This is a genomic window from Rhizobium sp. KNZ14-9A (assembly GCF_056755015.1).
Genome location: NZ_JBPGXB010000004.1, coordinates 2160762 through 2179010 on the forward strand (window position 1 = coordinate 2160762; position 18249 = coordinate 2179010).

Annotated in this window: 15 protein-coding genes; 1 reads left to right on the top strand and 14 read right to left on the bottom strand. The window is 60.4% G+C overall.

The window, feature by feature from the left end:
• Positions 1-105: 105 nt before the first annotated feature.
• The 13 genes from ACR9ZQ_RS40290 to ACR9ZQ_RS40350 all read right to left on the bottom strand — a co-directional run bounded on the left by ACR9ZQ_RS40290 (position 106) and on the right by ACR9ZQ_RS40350 (position 15925).
• Positions 106-1251 carry an alanine racemase gene (locus tag ACR9ZQ_RS40290; protein WP_481430735.1) on the bottom strand — a complete coding sequence of 382 codons (1146 nt, stop codon included), beginning with the start codon at positions 1249-1251 and terminating at the stop codon, positions 106-108.
• A gap of 89 nt (positions 1252-1340) precedes the next feature.
• A complete protein-coding gene (locus ACR9ZQ_RS40295) occupies positions 1341-3209 on the bottom strand; it encodes an adenine deaminase (RefSeq protein ID WP_481430736.1) in 1869 nt (622 codons plus the stop codon).
• Positions 3202-3849: a helix-turn-helix domain-containing protein gene (locus tag ACR9ZQ_RS40300; protein ID WP_310380677.1), complete on the bottom strand. Its 648-nt coding sequence runs from the start codon at positions 3847-3849 to the stop codon at positions 3202-3204. Before ACR9ZQ_RS40300 ends, ACR9ZQ_RS40295 begins: the two co-directional genes overlap by 8 nt.
• 16 nt (positions 3850-3865) lie before the next feature.
• Positions 3866-4801 (bottom strand): N-carbamoyl-D-amino-acid hydrolase, encoded by a 936-nt coding sequence (locus ACR9ZQ_RS40305; RefSeq protein ID WP_310380680.1) that lies wholly within the window; start codon positions 4799-4801, stop codon positions 3866-3868.
• 2 nt (positions 4802-4803) lie between these two features.
• Positions 4804-5889 (bottom strand): ABC transporter ATP-binding protein, encoded by a 1086-nt coding sequence (locus ACR9ZQ_RS40310; protein ID WP_481430737.1) that lies wholly within the window; start codon positions 5887-5889, stop codon positions 4804-4806.
• A 3-nt stretch (positions 5890-5892) separates the two neighbouring features.
• Positions 5893-6681 (bottom strand): ABC transporter permease, encoded by a 789-nt coding sequence (locus ACR9ZQ_RS40315; RefSeq protein ID WP_310380685.1) that lies wholly within the window; start codon positions 6679-6681, stop codon positions 5893-5895.
• 5 nt (positions 6682-6686) lie between these two features.
• Positions 6687-7523 (bottom strand): ABC transporter permease, encoded by an 837-nt coding sequence (locus ACR9ZQ_RS40320; protein ID WP_310380688.1) that lies wholly within the window; start codon positions 7521-7523, stop codon positions 6687-6689.
• 34 nt (positions 7524-7557) lie between these two features.
• Entirely contained in the window at positions 7558-8862 is a 1305-nt protein-coding gene (locus ACR9ZQ_RS40325) for an ABC transporter substrate-binding protein (RefSeq protein ID WP_310380692.1), read from the bottom strand.
• 397 nt (positions 8863-9259) lie between these two features.
• Positions 9260-9646 (bottom strand): RidA family protein, encoded by a 387-nt coding sequence (locus ACR9ZQ_RS40330; protein ID WP_310380694.1) that lies wholly within the window; start codon positions 9644-9646, stop codon positions 9260-9262.
• A gap of 4 nt (positions 9647-9650) precedes the next feature.
• Entirely contained in the window at positions 9651-11963 is a 2313-nt protein-coding gene (locus tag ACR9ZQ_RS40335) for an acetamidase/formamidase family protein (RefSeq protein ID WP_481431006.1), read from the bottom strand.
• Between the two features lie 86 nt (positions 11964-12049).
• On the bottom strand, positions 12050-13291 hold the full coding sequence (locus ACR9ZQ_RS40340) for an acetamidase/formamidase family protein (protein WP_481430738.1): 1242 nt from the start codon (positions 13289-13291) through the stop codon (positions 12050-12052).
• 34 nt (positions 13292-13325) lie between these two features.
• Positions 13326-14933 (bottom strand): amino acid ABC transporter permease/ATP-binding protein, encoded by a 1608-nt coding sequence (locus ACR9ZQ_RS40345; protein WP_481430739.1) that lies wholly within the window; start codon positions 14931-14933, stop codon positions 13326-13328.
• A 71-nt stretch (positions 14934-15004) separates the two neighbouring features.
• Positions 15005-15925 (bottom strand): ABC transporter substrate-binding protein, encoded by a 921-nt coding sequence (locus ACR9ZQ_RS40350; protein WP_481430740.1) that lies wholly within the window; start codon positions 15923-15925, stop codon positions 15005-15007.
• Positions 15926-16505: 580 nt separating this feature from the next.
• Between ACR9ZQ_RS40350 and ACR9ZQ_RS40355 the strand changes: the two genes are divergently transcribed.
• A complete protein-coding gene (locus tag ACR9ZQ_RS40355; RefSeq protein WP_481430741.1) occupies positions 16506-17189 on the top strand; it encodes an IS6 family transposase in 684 nt (227 codons plus the stop codon).
• Between the two features lie 198 nt (positions 17190-17387).
• Here ACR9ZQ_RS40355 and ACR9ZQ_RS40360 read toward each other — a convergent pair whose 3' ends face one another.
• Complete coding sequence (locus ACR9ZQ_RS40360) at positions 17388-18191, bottom strand: SDR family NAD(P)-dependent oxidoreductase (protein WP_481430742.1); 804 nt, start codon at positions 18189-18191, stop codon at positions 17388-17390.
• Between the last annotated feature and the right edge of the window lie 58 nt (positions 18192-18249).

Consider the following 18249-nt stretch of genomic DNA (forward strand, 5'->3'; position numbering starts at 1 on the left):
GGAGGTCACCGATGTTGATGATGTGACGGGCGCCGGGCTGGCTGATCGCTTCTCGGTGCCCTCTGTCGGGTCCATGACGGTCATGTCCGGATCGATGCGCTGTCATCATGTTGACGACCACGAAAAGACGCCCTCGGTTGCGATCCGTCGCGACCCATCGGGCTCGCCGAGCGACAACAGCCCGCCGCTAAGATTGGCTACGGGGCATGCGTGGTTGGGCAGGATCAGGACCGGGGTGCCGACCGGCGGGCGGTCGCCGTCATGGACGAGGAAGGCATGCTCTTCCGAGAGCTTCGCCACGCTCAATGGTGCCGTGCGATCGTCCCGCCATGCCTCACCAAAGGAGGTTGTCGCCGATGTCCCATGCGCGCCGAGGTCCGACGAGAGCATCTTGGAGCCGACATTGGCGATCGCGTAGCGGTCGTTGACGGATATGATCCGCGCCGCGATAGCCAACGCAAGGTCGCTACGTTCGGCAAACCCCAGGCGGACGGCCGTCAGGTCCATGAACACGTAGTTGCCGGGCCTGACTTCATCGACACCGTCAAAACCGGCATTGGCGAAAAAGGTCGGCGTGCTGCCTATCGACAAGCTGGGCACATTCACGCCGGACAGGCGCAGCCGTTGACGCAAATCCTGCAGCAGGCTCAGTTCAGTCTCGGCAATGGAACGGATCGCCGTCACGGACGTCGCGCCATAGGCATGGCCGGCATGGGAGAGAAGGCCTGCAAATGCCAGCCGCGTATCGTGGTCGATGTCAGCGCACAGCTTCAGAGTCGACGGCGCTCGCGGATCGACGCCGCATCGATGCAGCCCGACGTCGATTTTGAGGAAAACCGATGCCGTACGGCCGGTCTCAAGCGCGGCCCTGGAGAGGATTTCGATCGTCTCGCTGCTGTCGGCGATGAAACGGATATCGCCCTGCCGGCTACTCGCCTGCAGCAGCGCGCACACCGTCCGATGGCTGGTCATCGGGTAGGCGAGGGTGACAGGAGAGAGCCCCGCTTCCAGCAGCATCAGGGCTTCGTATGGCCTGGCCGCGGTGAAACCGACAGCGCCCGTCTGCCTCTGCAAACGCGCGATCTCCAGACTTTTGTGCGTCTTGACGTGCGGATGCAGCGCCGCCCGACCGCCGACCAGGTTAATGGCGCGCGCGAGGTTGCGTCGAAGGGTCGGCACATCGACTACGACACGCGGCTCCTCGAGCCGCTCGAAGCCACCGAAACGGTGATCGAGCGCCGGACCCTTCATCTCTGTCGTCCTGTCTGTATCGGTCAGCATGCGTTGCTTTCATGTGTTGTCGAACCAAGCGGTCGCCCGCGCCGGCTTGTTTCCAGCCGCTAGAACACCACCGGGTGGGTTTGACCCGTCTGGACGTTGACGAAGCCTTCGGGGGCATAGTCGCTCGGCGCGACAAGCACCCAACGCCAAGGCGCGCAGGTGAGCGTGGCGAAGGCCAGGCGCTCGGGGAAGCCGGGGAACCAGCGTGGCTGGAAGCTCGGCTCATACATCCAGTCGACCAAGGCGCCCTCGGCATAGAGCGCCTCCATGTCCGCATGCAGCGCCTCTGCCGGCCGGCAGCTCATCAGGCCCGCCACCTCGTAACGCACGCGTGCGACCAGCCGGCCTTCGCGCACCAGCGCCCATCCGCCGTCATTGTCGGCAACGGAATTGACAGCCAGCGCCATGGCCTCGTCCGATGATCCGACGCACCAGATATTGTGCTTGTCATGGGCCATCGAGCAGGCAAGTGCGGTGTTCGGCGTGCGCGGCCCGCAGCCGATCCAGAACATTTTTGAGACACTGCCTTTGCCAGAGAACCGGTCGACGATCGAGAATTTGGTAATGTTTCGGCTCTCGTCGCGCTGGACCATGGCGTCTTTCACGGGCAGGTCGTAGGTCAGAAAGTCGTCCGTCCAGTGGAACGGCCGAAGAACAGCCGCCTTCATGGTCTCCCGGCCCGCCTCCGCCGCAATCTGGAAGTCGGCGGCATCGAGTGCGCGGCCGATGTTGATCGTCTTGGTGGCCCAATCCGGCCAGGCGATCTTTGGAACCTCCGGGAGATAGGCCTTACCCTCCGAGACCTGCCGGCCATCGGCCCACACCTTGGCGATCTGGAAGGTCGCCACATCCGACAGCAGGACGATATCGGCATAGCGGCCGGGCGCGATCGAGCCGACCCACGGCGTCAGGCGCATGTGGCGCGCCGGGTTGATGGTGACACACTGGATGGCGATTTCCGGCGCCAACCCGGCCTCGATCGCGAGCCGGACGTTGTAGTCCGTTGCCCCCAGCTTCAACGTGTCGGATGCCGAACGGTCGTCGGTGGTCAGGGCAATCTGTGACCAGTCGGACAGGCCGCGTTCAAGCAGTCCCTTGATGACCTCGGGCACGCTGTGCGGCCGCAATTCCATGAACAGTCCATGGGTGAGCTTGTCCCAGAACTCGTTCACCGTCCAGGCTTCGTGGTCTGAGGAAAGCCCTGCCGCTGCAAAAGCATTGATCGTTTGGATGTCACGGATGCCGGCAGCGTGACCTTCAACAACAGCGCGCTTTTCGAAAGTGGCGCGGATCATCCCCCAGAGCCGATCATAGGACGGGTTTTCCGGATTCCAGACGGCCGGCCAGTCCATGACCTCGTCGAGACCGGCCGTCATCAGGCTGTCCTGCAAGAAAGCCTTCTGCTCGTCATAGCCGAGATAGCCGCCGCCGTGCTCATAGCCGGTCGGCGGCACGGCCGAGCCAGGCAGGGGGAAAATTTTCAGCGGCGAACCGCCGGCGCGTGCCTTGAGCCAGAAGTCGAGTGTTCTGGCGCTGTTGACGTTCGAGAATTCGTGGCTGGCCTCGCAGGTCCAGGTGTTGCCGCGCGGCAGCACCAATGCAGCTTCCCATTCCGGCGTGAGATGGGAACTTTCGATATGCTTGTGCACTTCCCCCAAACCGGGGACAGCAGTAAGGCCCGGTTCATGCACGCGCTGCGATACTTCGCCGACATAGCTCCCCGCTTTGCCGACATAGGCGATACGCCGATCCTTCATGACGATTTCCTGGTCTTCCAGCCAGGTCCGCGTCGCCACGTCCAGAAGCTTGCCGACGCGCAATGCCACGTCCGCCTTCTCCTTGCCCAACGCCACCGACGTCAGCCGCTGGCGGATGAGCACCTCGTTGGTCGCGTCGATTGCCACATCTTCGATTTTCGGGTCACTCATGAGGATGGTCCTCTGCAGAGCGGGAGCTTGCGCCGGGTCGCTCCAGGCAGACCGACAGAATGCGCGCAGGTTGATCGAGGTTGGACGAAAAGCCGTGCTCGCTGGCGGAATCGAAATAGACTGTATCGCCCTTCGACAGCACGACTGGCGCATAGGGGGCCATGAAGAAGACGACCTCGCCCTCGAGCACGTAGACGAATTCCTCGGCGCTGTGGGCGCTGCGCACCGGGCGGCTTCTTGCCGTTCGCACCGGAAGATCGATGATCATCGGCTGCATCGATTTTGCGGCAAGATCAGGGGCGAGGGCCTCGTAGAGGCCCATCCGCGTCGTATAGCGAGTGCCTTCGCCCGCCCTGGTGATGACGCGGGCGGCCGAGGCGAACGTTTCGGTCGGGCTGCCGATCAGCGCGGCAAAATCGATATCCAATCCCTCCGCCAGCCGCACAAGCACGCTGTAGGCCGGCGATGATTGGTTGTTTTCGATCTTTGACAACGACGAGATCGAAACGCCGGTGCGGCGCGACACTTCGGCCAGCGTCCAGCGCTTCTCGAAGCGTAGCCGTGCCAGCATTTCGCCGACCGCCTTGCCGGTAATCTTGTCGCCGCTGGGCCTGGCGGATGTGCTCTCGATGTCGATCATGGATACCTCCATCTTCCTACTCCGGAAGGATCGCGCCCTTGCGCTCGACAATAAGCTTGTACTGGGACGGCTCGCGATGCCGGGCGAAATCGAAGATCGTGCGTTTGTACAGCGCCCCCATGTCCAGATCGCAACGGGCCGTGACAAGCTCATCGCCTGTCGTCGAGGCCATGGCGACAATCTGGCCTGAAGGTGCGACGATCATCGACAAACCGATCATGTTCGAGCCCTCCTCGCAGCCGGCCTTGGCCGCGGCTGCGACCCATGTGGCGTTCTGGTAGGCACCCGCCTGGAGGGAGAGCTGATGGTGAAAGCCTGTCAGTTGATCGAAGTCGAAGACGCCCGTGTGATCATCTGGCGTGTTGTAGCCGAGGCAGACAAGCTCGGCGCCCTGAAGCGCCATAACACGGTAGGTTTCCGGCCAGCGGCGATCGTTGCAGATACACATGCCGACAATGCCTCCGAGCGTCCGCCAGACGGGAAAACCAAGGTTTCCGGGCTCAAAATAGCGCTTTTCCAGATGCTGTGATCGCCTGTCAGCAACGGGTTCGGCATGACCCGGCAGATGAACCTTGCGATATTTACCGACCAGTTCGCCATCGGCGCCGACAATAATCGATGTATTGAAATGTCGCGTTTTGCCGTCTTCCACCGCGAGTTCGGCGTAGCCGATGTAAAAACCGATGCCGAGGCGCTTGGCCTCATCGAAAAGCGGCCGCGTTTCCGGTCCCGGCATCTCCCGTTCGAAAAATCCGTCGACCTCCGCCTGGCTGTCGAGAAGCCAGCGCGGAAAGAAGGTCGTGAAGGCCAGTTCCGGAAAGACCACGAAGTCAGTGCCGCGGCTCTTTGCCTCGCGGAGCAGTGCGATCTGTCGCCGGACAACGGCTGTGCGGCTGTCGCTGCGCGCAATCGGTCCCATCTGCGCGCAGGCGATATTGACAAGACGGCTCATGGTCATTGCTCCTTGCTTGCGCCAATATCCTCATAGGGTAGCACCGCGGCAGCCAGGGGATTGATCGACAGCCCGACGGTTGTTCCGGCCTCCAGCGGCGCCTCGGTTGGACCGAGGGCAATCAGCCTGCCTGCCGGACTTTCGCAGTGGTATTGGTAACTGCGCCCGAGAAAGGTCCGCACGCCAATGGTGGCCGCGATACCGGCCTCTACCGATCCGGCGACCAGCCCTTCGGGCCGTGCGGCGATCAGGCCGCGATCGGGAATTTCACCGTAGTCCGCCGCGTGCAGCAGGCTCCGTGCGCCGCCGCCATATTCCACCTCGGTCGCGCCCTCCGGCCCGCGTCCGACGACCCGGAACGCAAGGATGTTGTCGAAGCCGACGAAACGCGCCACGAAAGCGTTGGCCGGGCGACGATACAGCGTCTCCGGCGTGTCGAACTGGACGACCCGGCCAGCGTCCATGATGGCGACGCGATCGGAAATCGAAAAGGCCTCCTCCTGGTCGTGCGTCACGTAGACGGCGGTGCGTCGTCCGGCCATCTGCAGCCGGCGGATCTGAACGCGCATGTCGACGCGCAGTTTTGCGTCGAGATTGGATAGCGGCTCGTCAAACATCAGCAGCGGCGGATCGATTACTAAGGCGCGTGCCAGTGCGACGCGCTGTTTCTGGCCGCCGGAGAGGACTGCGGGAAGGCGGGCGGATAGATGCGCCATGCCGACGATCTCCAGCATTTCCATGGCCCGCTTTTTCCGCTCGGCCGCGGCAATGCCGCGCTGCTTCAGTCCGAAGCAGACATTGTCGAGGACGCTCAGATGCGGCAGCAGGGCGTAGTTCTGGAACACCAGCCCGATGTCGCGGCGGTGCGGCGGTAGCGTCGTGAGTTCATTTGCGCCGAGCCGGATCGTGCCGGAAGAAGGCTGCAGGAAGCCAGCGATCAGGCGCAGCGTCGTGGTCTTGCCGCAACCCGAGGCGCCCAGTAGCGAGATCAGTTCTCCGCTTCCAATCTCAAGGTTGAGATCGTCGAGCACGTGGGTCTGGCCATAATGTGCGCTGATGCCGCGCAGGGAGAGGGGAGGGCTGGACATCGGCTACCTCATGACTTTCGACAGCCCGAGCGTCCGTTCGACGACGATGATCACGGCCGCAGTCAGCAGCATGAGCAGCACCGACACGGCGGCGACGGAGGGGTCGAAATGCTGTTCGACATAGGTGAACAGGTTGATCGGAAGCGTGCTGATGCCCGGCCCGGTGAGGAATAGCGAGACTGACACGTCGTTCATCGAGGTAATGAAGGCAAGGATGAAGGCTGCAACGATGCCGGAACTGATATTCGGCAGTACGACCACAAAGAACGCCTTGATCGGCGAAGCACCAAGACTGACCGCGGCCTCTTCGGCGCTGAAGTCGAAGCCTGCGAGGCTGGCGCCGACGACCCGTACCGCATAGGGCAGGGTGATCATCGTATGACCGATCAGCAGGGCTGTCATGACGGGCAGATCGAACGCGACGATGACGCTCTTCAACAACGAAAAACCGAAGACGATCTCCGGAACCAGAACCGGCAGAAAGAAGATCGACCCCAGCCAGGACGGAAGGCTGCCGCGATGACGGATCAACGCATAGGCGACCGGAATTCCCACAAGCATCGCCAGGCACGTGCTCGCCGTGGCGACGATGATGCTGGTGTTAAAACTTTCGATGAAGCTCTCTTCACCCAGCACGAAGGCAAACCACTTGAGTGAAAGGCCCTGCGGCGGAAAGGCGAGATAGCTGCCATTGGTCAACGAAGCACCAACGATGATGACGAGCGGAAACAGCAGGAACAAGAAGACGAAAGCAGCGAGGATGAGCACGGGAAGGGAGGTTTTGGTTGGCATCGTCGTCACCCCGCGGCCGGGTTGAGGCGGCCGGCGGCATACTGACCGAGAAGCACAACGGCAAAAGTAATCGCGACCATCACCACGGCGATGACGCCGGCGGCATCCCAGTCAAAGCTGACCATTGCCTTGTCCTGCAGCAGGGTGGGCAAGATAGTCTCAGCCTCGCCGCCGAGAAGATGGCCGGTGGCAAAAGCTGCGAGACTGCCGGTGAAGACAAGCACACCGCCAACAAGAAGCCCCGGCGCGATCAGCGGCAGTGTCACCTGCCTGAGAACTCCGAACGGGCTGGCGCCGAGCGAAGTTGCCGCATCGATGACGCTCTGGTCGATCACTTCGATGACCCCGATCAGCGACAGGATGGCAAGCGGCGTGAACAGATAGACCAGACCGACGATCAGAGATCCCTCGGTGAACAGCAACGGTAGCGGCGTGTCGATCAGCCCCAGCGACATCAGCGATGAATTGAAGACGCCGTTACGGCCGAGGATCACCATCCAGGCAAAGCTGCGCACGATCGCCCCGGTCAGCAGCGGAAAGACGCTGGCGATCAGCAATGCTTGGCGATACGTTCCTGAACTTCGCGAAATCACCGTCGCTGCGCAGAAACCAAAACACAACGAGATGATCGTGGCGATCAGCGCAATGCGAAGCGAGCGAACAAGGACGACGATGTTGTAACTGACCCCAAAGAACTTGGTGTAGAGTGAAAGCCGTTGGCCGGCCGGTCCGATTGTGTCGGAGAAGGTTGCTAACACCGGAAGGACGAGGAAGCCAAGCACGATCAATGTTCCCGGCAGAACCAGCAACATCGGCAGCGTCCGCTTGAGCGGATAGGTCATCCTGCTACCCTCCGGCCGTTCAAAAGAGAGCCGCTCACTGGCCGAAAATGTTGTTCCAGCGGGCTTCCCAATCGGCCTTGTGTGCGAGGATTTCCTTGAAGTCGGGCCTGCGAAGCTTGCCGATCTCATCGGCGCCGTAGACCATGTCACCGACCTGCTCGGGGCTCAGGGCAACGTTCTTGTTCACGGGGCTGTCGCCGACGGCGACGAACTTCCGCTGCACATCGGCCGACAGCTTGTAGTCGATGAACTGGTAGGCAAGGTCCTGGTTTTCGGATTTCGCGCCGATGTTCAGCGTGTTGAAGATGGCGTAGTCGCCTTCTGACAGCGGCGCCCACTTGGCATTGGGCACGGCTGCGTGGATGGCCGGCGCGGCAAAGTCCTGGACCGCCGCGGCCACCACTTCGCCGGTTGAAAACAGGTTCACCAACTCCGATCCCGTGTTGTATGTCTTGCGGATATTGGGCTTCAGCTCCGCGAGGCTCTTGAAGGCTGCATCTGGATCCTTGAAGGCATCGACGCCGACCCGGTCGCCGGCGATCAGCGCGGTGACAGGACCGGTCGTTGTATTGAAGCCGGGAACAGCAACCATTCCCTTGAGCTCCGGTCTCCAAAGGTCCTTCCATGATGTGATCGGCTGCTTGACCTTTGAGGCGTCATAGATGATGCCGTAGTGGCCGGCGACATAGGCGGGGCCGAAGTCAGGCCCCTGCGGCGCCTTGGCGATATCGTAAATCTCGCCCAGATGAGGCAGCTTTGTCGGGTCGATCTTAGCAAACACACCGGCATCAATGCCCTGCTGCGTGAAAGCATCGGTGATGAACATGACGTCTATGCCGCCGCGAATACGCATCTTGTTCAGTCGGTCGGCATTATTGCCGGTATCAACGACCACCTTGCAGCCACAGAGCTTTTCGAACGGTGCGTAGAGGAATTCCTCAGACTGCTTTTGCGTATAACCCCATTCGGACACCACTAGCGTCTTCTGTTCCACGGCGAAGGCGGATGGGATTCCAGCGACACTTGTCAGGGCAATCAGGACAAATGAGAGACGAAGATGCATGCGGAACTCCTGATTGACGAGAAGCACAATAAAAGAGCATTTTAAATCTCTGACCAACTTATAAGCAGAAAGTATTTTCTCCATCAAGAAATTTTTTCTTGATGGAGAAATTTGTTCCACGACTATACGGCAGCGTTTTGGCTGCGAATTCCTGCGACTGACTGAGTCTTGCGGCACTTGCGACCCCATCGGCGGAAAAGCATCATTCTCTACAGTGCGTCTCTTGCTGCTGAAATTCACGCTGTAAATCGGCAGGGGCCCGATGCCGATACGCACGACAAGCCATTGTAAAGACATGTGCTGGTGGGGTTATTTCACGACGCTGATTCACAGTGAAGGCATAGATCGTTTCGGAGAGTCTTCGGCCCGACGCGATGGTGAGTGAGGTTCGCCGGCAGCGAGATTGAGCGCGGATATCTTCAGAGGATCCAGCTTCCGGTATTCATGGCGCACGGCGGCTGGATGTGTTGATGCCGCCGATCAACGCCTTCGCCGTGCAACACTGTCTCCCAAACGCTCAGTTCGTCGTGCTTCATCCGGACGCCAACCACGGGCCGTAGCCAGTATCCGGACTTGTTCGTAGAGCACACCACGCTTTTCCTGGATGCATGATGGTGGCGGCTTCGATTGATCTAGCCGAGAAAGACAGCTCTCCATTGATCACGAGATGACCCTAATCCCGGCGTCGGGCAACGAGATCGATCTCGATCAGTGCGTCATAGGCGAGGCCGGTCACCCCGACGCATGTCCTCGCCGGCAGTCGGTCGGCGGGGAAATAGCTGCGATAGGTGGCATTCATCGCCTCATAGTCCTGTTTGAAGCGCGTCAGGTAAATCCGCGCCATCACTACATGCTCGAGCCCCAGGCCAAGCCCGGCGAGGACCGTCTTCAGGTTTGCCATGACGTGATGCGTCTGGGCTTCTATACCGTCCGGCAAAACGCCCGGGGCCTCCGGCGTATCCGGCATCTGACCGGTGACGAAGACGAAGCCATCCGTTTCCACCGCATGGCTGAAGGGCGCGACCGGCTTCGGTCCGCCGGAAATCATGTGAAACTGCATTTCGCTATTCCTGTTCGCTTTCGAATATGGCCTTACGGATGATGGCATGGACGCCCCAGTTTCCATCGACCACCTGAGTCACGCCGAAATCGACGGCAGCCGACATGACCGCAATCGCCTCGTCTTCGCTGAACCCTTGAACGGACATAAGAAAACGTCGCGCCTTGCGAAAAGCGTCTTTCATCGCAAGGTCGAGGGAGGACTTGGCATAGACCTCTCCCTGCCCCTTAGCGCCGAACTCTGCCAGATAATCAGGGTGGCTGAAACCGGTCAGTACCCATTCACCGGGCGTCTCGATCAAAGGATAGGTCAGGTCTTTGAAGCGTGGATCCTTCTTGTGCAGCGTGATCTTCACCCGTCCAGTCATCGAGCATTCGATCGCCGTACCTGAAAGCTCGCCGTCACCCTGGGCGGCATGCGGGTCGCCGATGGACAGAAGCCCGCCGTGAACCGATACCGGAAGAAAGACACTCGCACCCTTGCCAAGCCGCCAATTGTCGAGATTGCCCCCGAAATAGGCCGGCGGCACGGAATCGATGAGATCCACCTCCCGTGGGGCCAGCCCAATGACGCCGAAATGCGGTCGAAGCGGAATGCGGATGTCACTGCGCGTCGCCCGGCGGATATCGACACTCGCCGCATTTACTGGCACGCCGGGATAATCATAGGTCCGATGGACGACACCATAGGGATCCGTCTGCGCGGCCCAGGGATAGGAATAGAGCGCCTGAGCGTAGCCATCCTCGGGAAAGACCTCGTAAATCGTGACATTCTCGCGCGGCTTGGGTTCGCTCAGCAATTCACCGTAGTGATAGCCCCACCAGGCTGCGACGTTACTGCCGAAATACCGCCCTCCATGGCCCGGCCCGCGGCTCGGTCGTGGGAGCATGTCCTCGATATGGACCTCGATGACATCACCAGGCTCGGCATTCTTCACATAGATCGGGCCAGTGCAGATATGCACGCCGAAGCCTTCGCCGGCCCCCCTCCCGAAGATCGAGGCGTCAACTGGCCCGGCGCCTCGGCGGTCGACCGACTTGCGGTCACTTGTCCAGTGAAAGACCTCCTCGGCTGCGGCATCGCCCGCAATCATCAGGTCGGGTGCGTCGGATGCGTGCTGGCTGAGCGTCTCGATCTCGACCGTGTCGCCGGAACTGATCTCCAAAACCGGCTCAAGCGACCGGCTGAAATACCCCCAGTGAACATTCGAGGCGTTGACGTCGAGCTTGTGGTGCGTGCTCGCAGGACGCCCCGCGGTCGGCAGATCCCATTCGTCTCGTCTTGGGCTATCATCCGCCCTTGTCCGCGATGCTGCTTTTTTGGCGGCAAGCGCCTTTACCGGCCATCCGCGCTGTTCGGCATTGGGCCCGTCGATTTGGCTTTCGAGGTGACGGATACGGAAGGCTCCCGGCGGCAGGCCGAAACGTTCCTTGAAGACACGATTGAAGTTCGCCGCATCGCCAAAACCACAACTATAGGCGACATCCGCAATCGGAAGCCTGATTTCCGCTGAAGTGACCAGAGCCGCGCGGGCGCGCTGCAGGCGTCTCTCGCGCAGGTAATGGGTGAAGCTCTCGCCATTCTGCTCGAACAGTTTTTGCAGGTAGCGTTCCGAGATCCCCTCGACCCGCGCGACCTTGGCAGACGACAGGTCCGAGTCATGCAGGCGCTTTTCGATCGCCACCGTAATCCGGTTGAACAATGCCGCAAGGCTTGGCGTCGAGCGCATATCAGTCGCTTCGGTCTCGACAATCATGGTGACGAACAGGTCGGCGATGAACTGCTCGAGCGACTGCCATTCCGCATTCGAAAAGCCGTCGATTTCCGTAGCAGCACTTTCCATCGCGCGAATGAAGACTGAGGCAAGCCCCTTCGGCGAATAACAACGCGGTTGAGCAAATGGCGTCCAGCCCGCACCGCGTCGTTGCATGGCCGCGTCGGACAGGCCAAAGATAAGGATTCGGTTACTGCCCGAAATCCTGATCTCCCATGGCCTGTCCATCTGCACCACGACCAGCGCGCCACTGTCGACTTTCAGGCTGAAGCTGCCGCCGGCGACGTCCAGAGCTGCCTCTAGCGGGATCATGCCCATTAGGATGCGCGAGCGTTGCGGGATCGAAGACAGAACCTGCGAGCTTGCAACGAGGCGGGCGACGATAACGCCTTCACGGTCGCCTCGCAGGATCGCGCTCGAATATCTGCCGCTCTCTCCGTCGACAGCGACCGAATGAAGATGAAGCTCCGCCAGTACCTCGCGCCACATGTGGGCACGGGTATCGCTGGGATAGGATTCGGCTATGAACTGCCTGACATTCATCCCTTCATCCGAGGTGCGCAGCGGCGCGTGCAGCGCCTTGGTCTGATTATATTGCACCTGCGAAGTAGGAAACGCCATAGCCGGTCTCAATAGCATCGGAACACGTTCTTGCGGATCGATCCGTGGACACCCCAGTTTGCGTCGACCACCTGCGTCACACCGAAATCGGCGGCGACCGACATCAGCGCAATTGCCTCGTCTTCGCTCAGCTTATGCGCTGTCATCAGGAACCGGCGAAGCTTGCGAAAGGCATCGCGCATGGCACGGTCGACGCTGGAATGTTGGGCGATCTCAGCTTGTGCATTGTCACCGAGGCTTTCGAGATAATTGGCATAGGTAAAGCCATAGACTGACCATTGTTCGTCGGTCTCCAGCATCGGATGTGACAGGCCTTCGAGGATCGTGCCACCCAGAACGCCCTTCTTGTGCAGGATGAACTCGAAATCGCCCGTCAATGACGTCTCGATCGCCGTGCCGCCGAGTTCGCTGTCACCCTGTGCCGCATGGGGATCGCCGACTGAGAAATAGGCGCCGTCAACGGCGACTGGATAATACATGTGTGCACCGCGACCGATGCGCCAGTCATCGATATTGCCGCCCGTATAGGAGGGTGGGATAGAGCTGACGAAATCCGCTTCCGCCGGTGCCAGGCCCATCGTGCCGAAATGCAGCCGTGCCGGCACGCGCACATTCTGCAGGATGTTTTCACGCCGCTTCACCAGCCGATGGTCGACGCGCACGCCGGGATAGTCGATGGTGGGATGGACGATGCCGTCCGGATCGGTCTGCGGCGTCCAGATGTAGTTGTAGACCGCCTTGGCATAGGGGTCGCCGGCTGTGTCGAGCTCGAAGATGGTCACGACCTCGCGTGGCTTCGGCTCCTCGATCAGGTCGTGATAGTGAAAACCCCAGTTCGCCGCCACGTTGGAGCCGAAGCAACGGCCGGCATAGCAGGCGCTGCAGCTCGGACGCGGCCTGACATCAAGAACGCGCACTTCCAGGATATCGCCGGGTTCGGCGCCCTCGATGGCAATGGGTCCGGTCAGCAGATGGACGCCCACCCCCTCACCCGCACCGATCTTGAACGGCCCCTCGGTCGGGCCGGAACCGCGACGCGAGATCGTCTTCTGTTCCTTCGTCCAGTGAAAGATCGCTTCCGCAGCGGGGTCGCCCTCGATCATCCGCTCGTAATCGTCATTGGCATGATGGGTGAGCGTCTCAATCGTCGCCCGGTCGCCGGACTTCAGCACCAGTGCAGGCTTTACCGCTTTGCTGAAATAACCCCAATGCACCGTGGAAGGCGAAACTGGCAATGTGTGGTGTTTCATCTGGTTCTCCGATTGCGAGGCTCGCCATGGACCGTCATGCGGTCTGTCCGGCCTCGTCTTCCATGATCTGAAGGAATTGCGCGGTGCGCGGGCTCTTGGGCCGGACAAGCATCTCGTCTGCAGCACCCTGTTCGACGATTGCGCCATCGGCGAGGAACACCGCCCGGTCTGCTACATCGCGGGCAAAGCCGATCTGATGGGTGGAAATTACCATTGTCAGCCCGTCCTCGACCGCTAGCCTGCGGATGACCTCAAGCACTTCGCTGACCAGTTCCGGATCGAGCGCCGAGGTCGGTTCGTCGAGAAGCAACACGGCGGGATTGGGTGCCAGTGCCCGGGCAATGGCGACGCGCTGCTGCTGGCCACCCGACATGTGGCGCGGCAGAGCATCCGCCCGATGCGAAAGGCCGACGCGGTCAAGAAGTCCGTTTGCCCGACGGTTTGCTTCACTGACGGAGAGACCTTGCACCCAGCGCAGCGGACCGGCAATATTTTCCCTCGCCGTCAAGTGGCCGAACAGATTGAAGTTCTGGAACACCATGCCGACGCCGACACTTGCCCGCTCGTTGGCGATCGCGCGCGGAGAGCGCGGACGGCCATCAGCTCGCGTCCCAATCCGGCGCCCCAGAACCTCGATTATACCGCTATCCCAGGTTTCCAGGCGATTGATGCAGCGAAGAAGCGTGCTCTTGCCGGAGCCGCTCGGTCCGAGCAATGCAACGACCTCGCCAACGCGCACATCAAGGCTCAGCTGGTCCAGGACGGTGCGGCCGGAATAGCTCTTGCGCAGATCGCGGATTTCCACCGCCGCACGGCTGGTAGCGACTGCTGCCCAGCGCTTCTCCTTGTCCAGTGGCCGCGAGGCTTTCGCCGTCGCAGGCGGCAGCGGCGCATCTACGGCGACGACCGAGGGCGCAGGATCGGGCGCGGCCTCGTCGACTGTCACCGCCCTGCGCCACGGCAGCAGCCGCGCGAATCGGTTGCCGGCCTTTTGCCTTTCGAGGTCGAGTGCTGCCTCGACCACCAGTTGGATAACGGCAATGGCGCCGGTCAGAACCAAATACATCAGCCCCGAAGCGAAGAAGATCGAGAAGAAATCGAAGGTTGCCGACGCGAGCTGGGTGCTGCGAAGGGTTAGCTCCTGCACCGACACGACCGAGGCGAGCGAAGAATTTTTAAGGGCGCTGACCGCTTCGTTGCCGAGCCCTGGCACCATGGTGCGGACAGCTTGGGGAACCACGATGCGCAGCATGATCGCAAATGGCCGCATGCCGAGAGCCTGGCCTGCCGCGATCTGCCCGCGATCGACGGCGATTACGTTCGCGCGAACGATCTCGGCAATGAACGGCGCCTCGTTCAAGGCGAGCGCCAGGCTTGCTGCGTCGATGGCCGTTAGCCGGATGCCGATCAGCGGCAAGGCGTTGTAGCAGAAGATCATCTGCAGAATTAGCGGCGTGCCACGAAAGATGATCGCATAGGCGCGAGCAACAATGGCCAGCATGCGAAACCGGCTGAGCTGCATGCCAGCGAGCACAACGCCCATGACGGCACCGCCGAGGAGCCCGTAACATGTAATCAGCAAGGTGTAGACGATACCGGTGACAAGATAAGGTTGACTGAGATAATGAAAGAATAGATCCATCTTAGCCCGCTTTGGCGTTCGAGGAGCATTGACCGGGCTTGGTAGTGCCCGGCCAGTTCGTGGAGCTAGGCTCAGTCGGCGAGCACGAGCTTCGGCTCTTCCATCTGCGCTTCCGGAAGGTTCCATTTCTTCATCATCTCGAACTGCTGGCCGGATTTCTGGATTTCAGTAAGAGCTGCCATGACCGCCGTACGGAAGTCGTGCTTGCCGAGCGGGACGGCGATGCCGACCGAGTAGGGCAAGGTGACGGCCGTCGCCTTTTCCAGCTTGTCGGGGTAAGCCTTGACTGCACCATCGACGGTGTTGACGTCGTTGATATAGGTGTCGGCACGGCCCGCCAGGATTGCCTGGATGCAATTGGCGTTATTGTCGTAGAGTTGGATTTCCGGCGCCGGCAGTCCGGCCGCCTTGCACTCCGCTTCCAGTGCCTGGATCAGCGGCACTTCGACATAGCCAGTGTTCTCAGCAGCAACCGTGCCGCAGAGCGACTTGTTGATGCCGTCGATCTTTTTCGGATTGCCCTTAGCGACGAGAACGCCGTCATAGACCTTCAGATAGGTAATGAAATCGCCGGCCTTGGCGCGATCCTTGGTGGCGTAGATGTCGGAAATGACGATATCGGCCTGGCCGGCCTGCAGTGTCGTCAGGAGTGCCGCGAAGGTGACGGCCTTGTATTCAAGCTTAAAGCCTAGGCATTCGCCGATCGCCTCGCCGAGATCGATATCGAAACCGACATACTTGGTCGGATCGTTCGGGTCGATGGCTTCATAGCCCGGCGTGTGGGGATTGACCGCGTTGACCAGCGTCTTGCCTTTCAGCGACGGATATTTCGCCTGGAGGTCGGCGCAGGCGGCCGGCGCTGCGGCATGGGCGTCTGACGACGGCACGAAGGCTGCGGCGCCCATTGTTACCGCCAAGAGATGAGCAGCGATGCCGAGGCCAAGCCATGTCCGGCGAAGTGTCTTGATGCTCCCAGTTTCAAATATTCTCATGTCCCGCTCCATTAGTTAAGTGCTGCTTTCTTCACCCAGCAGACACATTGAAGCTTAGGGGCAATCGCGCCGGGTGCCGTTGTCGGCAAGCGCACATATTATTGTCGTTCTTGGCCGAAAAATTCGCTTTTAAGTTCAGATGCTTAAGTCTTGTGCGGCAAAGAGATAAAAAACAAGCAGACCGGTCAAGGAAGCGGCACCTGAAACTCTGGATATACTAAGAGTGGCCGGTCCGCCTACCCGATCCTGCTTGCTATCTCGCTGTAGGTTTCTCCGATGCTCTTCATTGCTTGCGTGAAACCCGCCTTGTACCGGTTCGTGATTTCTGTCGGTAGCAGAGGCTTGCGGGACCGGGAAGGTATTGGATGCCGGTCGTGCGGCCCCTGGACATCGACGGAGAGAAGTAAAGGTTGCAATTTTCCGAACAATATATGCAGTATTGTCAATACGGTAGTTTCCGAAGGTGTTCCCCCGCATGGCGGGAAGTAGGGTGAAATGTCATGATTTATTTTTACCCTATGCAGTCGAGGGTGATGTCACGTTGTTGGTGGCTTAACGGTTGATGACTAAGCCGTCGCGTATGAACTCATCGATCGTCAGCTACAAGAACCATCGTTTTCCTCCGCAGATCATTGCCCATGCGGTTTGGCTTTATTTCCGGTTCCCGTTGAGCTTGAGGTTGGTCGAGGAGATGCTTCTGGAACGTGGCATCGTCGTCTCTTACGAAACGATCCGTCGATGGGGCCGCAAGTTCGGGGCGGCCTACTTAAAGCAGATGCGAAGAAAGAAGCCGTCGCGAAAGGTGGTGATTTCCATTGGCGGCAGGAAACACTGGCTTTGGCGAGCCGTCGACCAGGACGGCGACGTTCTCGACGAAATCGTACAGGCTCGCCGCGACACGAGGGCTGCCAAGCGATTACTGGTCAGGCTGTTGAAGAAGCAAGGCCTTGCACCAAAGCGGATCGTCACCGACAAACTTCGCTCGTATGGAGCGGCAAAGCGGGATGTGATGCCGACAGTCGAGCATCGATCGCACAAGGGGCTGAACAATCGGGCGGAAAATTCCCATCTGCCTCTGGGAAAACGGGAACGCGTGATGCAGGGCTTCCGATCCGTAGGTGGCCTGCAGCTATTTATGTCGGTGTTTTCAGCGGTCAGAAATCATTTCGTCCCTCCGCGCCAAAAGAACTCCGCGCTCGCCACTCACCTTCATCGGATCCGCGCAATGGCGCAGTGGAAAGCCGTGACCGGCGCAGCTGCGTGAGTTCATTGGAAAACGCCTTGGCGCACTTCGATGAACCAACGTGACATCGCCGGCCGGACATATGGACGCAAGCGATCTGGTCAAATTATCTCGAAATATCTTGCGAGTTGGGGCCGTCCACATATGGGATCTCAAGACCCGTCAAGTTAACCGAGGATGCTTTGCTCCGACACCCCGTATCAGAACGTCGAAATGTCATCACACGAAGCGCGGGAAGCTTGTCGTATCCGGGGCATTGGCCCAACTCTGCAGCGTCTGGCCACCGTCTATAAGCCAGTCGACACCGGTAACGTGACGGGCGTCGTCGGAGGCGAGGAAGGCGACGGCGGCGGCGACGTCTTCCGGCTGGCCGATACGGCGCAGTGGGATGCGGTCGGCGAAGCGGCGGATCCCAGCCTGATAGGCGGCGTCATCTTCTGCCGGCACGCCGAGCCGGGTTTCGATGACGCCGGGGCAGATGGCGTTGACCCGGATTCCATAGGGGGCGGCGTCGAGTGCGGCGATGCGTGTCAGTCCCACCACGCCATGCTTGGTAGCGGCATAGCCCGCACCGCCAGCAAGCACGTCCCAGCCGGCCATGGAGGAGCCCATGTTGACCACCGCGCCCTCAACCTTGCCTTCGATCATGGCAGCGAGCGTGGCGCGCAGGACGTAGAAGATTCCATTCAAATTGATACCGATAATACGATGCCAATCCTCGATCGGGAGCTGATGAACGGAGGCAACCGTGCCGGAAATGCCGGCATTGTTGAACAGCACGTCGATCCGACCAAAATGGCGCGCCACGTCCTTCACCATGGTCTCGGCGGCGGCCGGAGAGGCGACATCGACAGGGAATGTCCTGGCCCGCGTGCCGAACTCGGCTGCCAAGGCTTCGGCCCGCTCCGCGTTCAGATCCGCAATCGCGACGAGGGCGCCTTCGGCGATGAAGCGTCGCACAGCCGCTGTACCGATAACGCCCGCCGCCCCAGTGACGAGCACGACCTTGTCGTTGAACCGCATCGTTATTTCCTCTCTATTGGCGTCACCCGTTTCTGCGAAGACGACCGTCCATTTGTAA